Below are 5,242 nucleotides of genomic sequence, written 5' to 3'. Positions count from 1 at the left end.
TTATCAGCGATTCCGTCGCCAAGGTGGAGGGCGGCAGCCTGCTGGTGGCCGAAGCCGGCCACACCATGGAACAGGTGGTCAGCAGCGTGCGCAGCGTTACCGACATCGTCGGCGAGATTTCGGCCGCCAGTGTCGAGCAGAGTACCGGGATTGAGGAAATCAACCGGGCAGTGGGCCAGATGGATGAAAGCACCCAGCAAAATGCCGCCCTGGTCGAACAGGCCGCCGCAGCTGCGGGAGCCCTGCAGGACCAGGCCGCCAACCTGGCCACGGCGATCAGCATCTTCAAGCTGGCGCAAGGTCCGCAGGTGACCATGGCAGCGCCTGCCAAGCCGGCAGCACCCGTCCGGCCGCCGGTCCGGCCGCCAGTTCTGGCCCCGAAGGCAGCGGCCGTCCCGGTTCTCCGTGCGCCTGCCGTGGCGGCCCCGGCGTCCACATCCGCGAGCAAGTCCGCAGCGCGCGCTGACGAAGACCTCTGGGAAACCTTCTGAGCGGTTCCTGACGGTGCTGCCCTCCGCGCTGCCGCTACTCTGACAAGCAGGTGGCGCAGCCTCCTATAGCCTTGGCGCGTCCGCCAGCTGATACTGTTGCGTTTGCAGAACGCAGATCAGTCGATGGCCAGCGGCCAGGGAGGAAGGGGAAACATGCGAGAGGGCGGGGAGACGGCAATCACCATCATGATGAGGCGGGGTTTCAGGTTCCTGACCTGGGTGGCCCTGACGCTGGTCGCTTTGATGGCCACGCTCGCGCTGGCCGTTGCCCTGTTCGACTGGAACCTGGCCAAGCCCTGGATCACGCGCCAGCTCTCTGCTGTGCTGGCGCGCGAGATTCGCGTCGATGGCCCCATCACGCTGGGGTGGTCGCTGGCTCCTGCGCACAAGGACGGCAGCAGCCCCTGGCTCCCCCAACTGCATTTCACTGCGCGCGAACTGCACATCGGCAATCCCGACTGGGCCCGCAGTGCCGACCACCTGCTGCGCGCCCGCACGCTGGATCTGCACTTTTCTCCCTTGCCGCTGCTGCGCTGGCATTGGCACATTACCGACCTGCGCGTTGAAGGCCTGGATCTGGTCATGGAACGCGCCGATGAGCGCCGCAAGAGCTGGCGCTTTTCCGACCAGCCGCGTTCACGCTGGAGTTTCGACATTCATCAGATCGTCTTCGAGCGCGCACAGATCCGTTATGTCGACCAGCCGCTGCACATGGATCTGCACTTCGATGTTCGACCGCTGGTCAGTTCGGCCAACCAGGCTGCGGAGGTACGCCAGGCAGAAGGCGCTGCCAGTGTCGGCCCTGCCAATCCATCGGCCATGGTGTTGCAGGCCGCGATCACCGGGCGCTTTGGAGATGCCAGCATTCAGGGCAATCTGCGCGGCGGCGCGTTGCCCGATCTCCTCAATGAAGACAGTATTTATCCCTTGCAGGCCGAAGGAGAGGTTGGCGAAGTCCATACGGCGTTATCGGGCAAACTCATCAATCCCCATCAATTGACCCGTGCCGAACTGCAGTTGCAGCTCAGCGGCGACAGCCTCGACCGGCTTTACGCCGCCAGCGGTGTCCCGCTGCCCGCCACGCGGCCGTTCACGACCCAAGGTCAGCTCAGCATCACCCGCCTCGATACCGAGACCCGCGCCTGGGACTGGCACTATGCACGCTTCACCGGCAAGGTCGGTGACAGTGATTTCTCCGGCGATGCGCAGTACTACCGCGGACCACCCAAGAATCGCTTGCGCGTGACGGCGGAGGCGGACCTGCTGCGCCTATCCGACTACGTTCCCGATGCAGGGAAAAAATCCGGCGTGCATCCGGACAAGACCGACTCCCGCGTTCTTCCCGATCAGCCCGCCAAACCACAGCGCTGGGCCAAGCTGGATGCCGAGATCGCCTTGCATGCAAAACGCGTGCAGTTGCATCCGGACATCGCCCTGCAGGACGCCAGCACCACGCTGCGCCTGCAAGACCAGGTGCTGACCGCCGCGCCACTGCACTTTGCGCTGGCCGGTGGCAAGGGAGAAGGAGAGATCCGCCTGGACGGACGCCAGACCGATATCGGCGCGAAGCTGCAGCTGCAAGTGCAGGGTGTGCAGGTGCGTGAACTGTTCCCGCGACTGGCCCGCATCGATGCCAGCTTCGGCAAGGTCGATGGCCGCGCCACGCTGACTGGTAGCGGCAATTCGGTCGCAGCCATGCTGGCTCATGCCAACGGCGAGATCAAGGCGGACCTCAGCCAGGGCACCATCAGTCAATTCATTCTGGAAGCGGCCGGCCTGAACCTGGCCAATGCGGTGTTCGCCAAGCTGTATCGGGACCAGCAGGTCAAGCTGCTGTGTGGTGCCGCCGATGTCAGCATCAAGGATGGTTTGGCGCAGGTGCGCCATGGCATTCTCAATACCGAGGATGCCGCCATCGACATCAGCGGCCAGGTTGATCTGGCCAAGGAAACCCTCTCGCTGGACGTGGTTCCGCGCACCAAGCAGGTTCGCATCCTGTCGCTGCGTACGCCCTTGTATGTACGTGGCACGTTCGCAAAACCGGACATCGGTGCCAGCAAGGGTGCACTGGCCGCGCGGGCTGGTGCGGCGGCCGCATTGGCGCTGGTGGCACCGGTGGCCGCAGTGATTCCATTGATTACGCCGGGGCAGAAGATTCCCGACGACTGCGCGCCGCATGCCGCTGCGGCACCCTCATGATGGTATTGCGTTTCAGTCGGTGAATTCGAAGACGGCATCAAAATCGGGCAGGGCCACAATCAGCCGTTGCGCATCCTGCTGCAACGGCAGTCCGAGCGAGCGCGCGCCTGCGGCGACAATGGCCCGGTCCGCCCCGAAGAAACGCAGCATGGCAAAGGCCGCCGGCCACGAGGGAGCATGCTCGGCCAACGTGTCGAGACGTGATGCGAGGGCAGGAGCATCCAGGAACTCCAGCTGGAAGCCGGCTTCCCACTGGCCCAGCCGTGCATAGGAAAGGCGGGTCGCCTGAGGATCGCGATCCACCACGACCATGCTGGCAACACCGCGCGCACCATTGGCGTGGGCCATCCACTGCGGACGCCAGACCAGTTCGGGCGTGAAGTGATGGCAGGCATAGACGCGTCCGGCGGCGAACTGGCCGGGAATCAGGCGGACCGTGGAGAAACGCGCATCGATGGCCACCCCGTCCACTTCCACCGGTCGCGAGAAGTGCTGCACCGGTTGCACGGCCAGCCCCAGCGCCTGCCAGGCATCGTGGCAGGCGGGGACGTCATCGACGGCATAGACCAGGCCATCGAGGCCGAGCGGACTGTCGAGGATTTCCTGGCGGACTTTTTCGCTCTCGCGGGGCTGGCCGATCAGCTCCAGGTAACCGCCTTCGAACATGACCAGATGGTTCACCGAGCCCAACGTATGATGGCCACGCGGTGTCAGCGTAAAACCGAGCGCATGCAGTTGCGCTTGGGCACGATCAATCTGGTAGTGGGTATTGAGGACCACGTGATCCAGCCGGGCAGGAATATTTTGCGAGGACGGGAGCGTTTTGGAGGAAGCGGTAGTCATAAAAGCCAATCAACAAGAAAGAGCGCGCCAACCAGCAGCGGGCTGCCATTGTAAGGGCAGCCACATGGTCTGTCATGGCGGGGGGATTTGTCCGGGAAACTGGCCGCAGGGTCAGGGATTCCATTACTATGCCGACAAGCTCTACCGTAACGACGCAAACGTGGTGGCGGAGGACGCTCAATCAAAACAGTGCGACGAGGAAGGGCGTAATCTTGGATCAGCAAGCGGCAACGGCAATGGAAAGCAATTCTCCTTTGAGCAGAGCGTATCGGCACGCCTTGCTGGAGGCGATCGATGACGGTTTCTGCATCATCGAATTCATCGATGGTCCGCACGGACCGCTCAGTGACTACGTCCACATCGAAGCCAATTCGGGCTATTACCGGCATACCGGCATCGAGGGCATTGTCGGCAAACGCCTGCGCGAGATCGAGCCGGACAATGCCCAGGTCTGGCTGGATGTCTATGGCCAGGTCCTGCTGACCGGCCAGCCGCTGCGTTTCGAACAGGAATTCCAGGCCGTGGGCCGGCACATCGAAGTCTCGGCCACGCGGGTCGGGCCGGTGGAGATGCGGCAGGTCTCGGTGCTGTTCCGCGACATTACCGTACGCCGCCGTACCGAAGCCGCTCTGCGCGAGAACGTCCAGCGCGTGCAGCTGGCCATGGAGGCCGGGGCCATCATCGGTACCTGGATCTGGGACATCCCCTCCGACCGGTTCAGCGTGGATGACGGTTTTGCGGCCGCCTTCGGCGTTCCCCCTGAGAAGGGCCTGGCGGGCCTGAAGCTGGAAGACCTCATGCAGTCAGTGCATCCGGACGACCGTGATCTGCTTTCCACCCGCATCCGCGAAGCCCTGGCGCGTGGTGGTGCCTATGCTCACCAATACCGCACGCGCCGCCGCGACGGCCGCTACTACTGGCTGGAAGCCAATGGCCGCGTGGAGTTGACCTCGGACGGCCATGCCAGCACCTTCCCCGGTGTGCTGATCGACATCGAAGGGCGGCGCGCCGTCGAAGCCGAACGCGATCGCGCACTGGCTGCGCTGCGCGCCCTCAACGACACGCTGGAACAGCGCGTGCAGGAACGCACCACTGCCTTGCTGGAAGCCGAGGAAGCCCTGCGCCAGGCGCAGAAGATGGAAGCCGTGGGCCAGCTCACCGGCGGCCTGGCACATGACTTCAACAACATCCTGGCCGGCATCAGCGGCAGCCTGGAACTGATGAAAGTGCGGCTGGCCCAGGGCCGCATCTCGGACATCGAGCGCCACCTCAATGGCGCGCAATCTGCCGTCAAGCGTGCGGCTTCATTGACGCAGCGGCTGCTGGCCTTCTCGCGCCGGCAGACGCTGGATCCGAAATCGGCCGACCTGAACCGCATCGTGGCCGACATGCACGAACTGATCGGCCGCAGCGTGGGCCCGGCGATCACGGTGGAAACCATCGCGGCAGGTGGCTTGTGGAACACCTTCGTGGACGTCGGCCAGCTGGAAAATGCCTTGCTCAATCTGTGCATCAATGCGCGCGACGCCATGCCGCACGGCGGGCGGCTGACCATTGAAACCGCCAACCGCTGGCTGGACGACATTGCCGCCATGCAGCGCGGTGTGCCGCCGGGCCAGTACGTGTCGCTGTGCGTGAGCGATACCGGCACCGGCATGTCGCCGGATGTGGTGGCGCGCGCCTTTGATCCTTTCTTCACCACCAAGCCG

Annotated in this window: 4 protein-coding genes; 3 read left to right on the top strand and 1 reads right to left on the bottom strand. The window is 64.1% G+C overall.

Features of this window, described 5'->3' with window-relative positions; translation table 11 throughout:
- Together B3873_RS09445 and B3873_RS09440 are read left to right on the top strand one after the other, a co-directional pair.
- Positions 1-491, top strand: a 491-nt coding sequence (locus B3873_RS09445) for a methyl-accepting chemotaxis protein (protein WP_286865528.1), incomplete at its 5' end; no start/stop codon positions are given.
- A gap of 186 nt (positions 492-677) precedes the next feature.
- Positions 678-2,690, top strand: coding sequence for an AsmA family protein (locus tag B3873_RS09440; RefSeq protein ID WP_286865526.1), 2,013 nt, complete (start codon positions 678-680; stop codon positions 2,688-2,690).
- 12 nt (positions 2,691-2,702) lie between these two features.
- On the opposite strand, the gene B3873_RS09435 is transcribed toward B3873_RS09440, so the two are convergent.
- Complete coding sequence (locus B3873_RS09435; RefSeq protein WP_286865523.1) at positions 2,703-3,533, bottom strand: VOC family protein; 831 nt, start codon at positions 3,531-3,533, stop codon at positions 2,703-2,705.
- A gap of 236 nt (positions 3,534-3,769) precedes the next feature.
- Here B3873_RS09435 and B3873_RS09430 point away from each other — a divergent pair.
- On the top strand, positions 3,770-5,242 hold a 1,473-nt coding region (locus B3873_RS09430; RefSeq protein WP_286865521.1), incomplete at its 3' end, for a PAS domain-containing protein.

Origin of the sequence: Herbaspirillum sp. UBA812 (genome assembly GCF_002296545.1) — a bacterium.
Lineage (GTDB): Bacteria > Pseudomonadota > Gammaproteobacteria > Burkholderiales > Burkholderiaceae_D > Herbaspirillum > Herbaspirillum huttiense.
The sequence above is the reverse complement of the archived record's forward strand: the minus strand, read 5'-3'. Positions and strand labels throughout refer to the sequence as shown.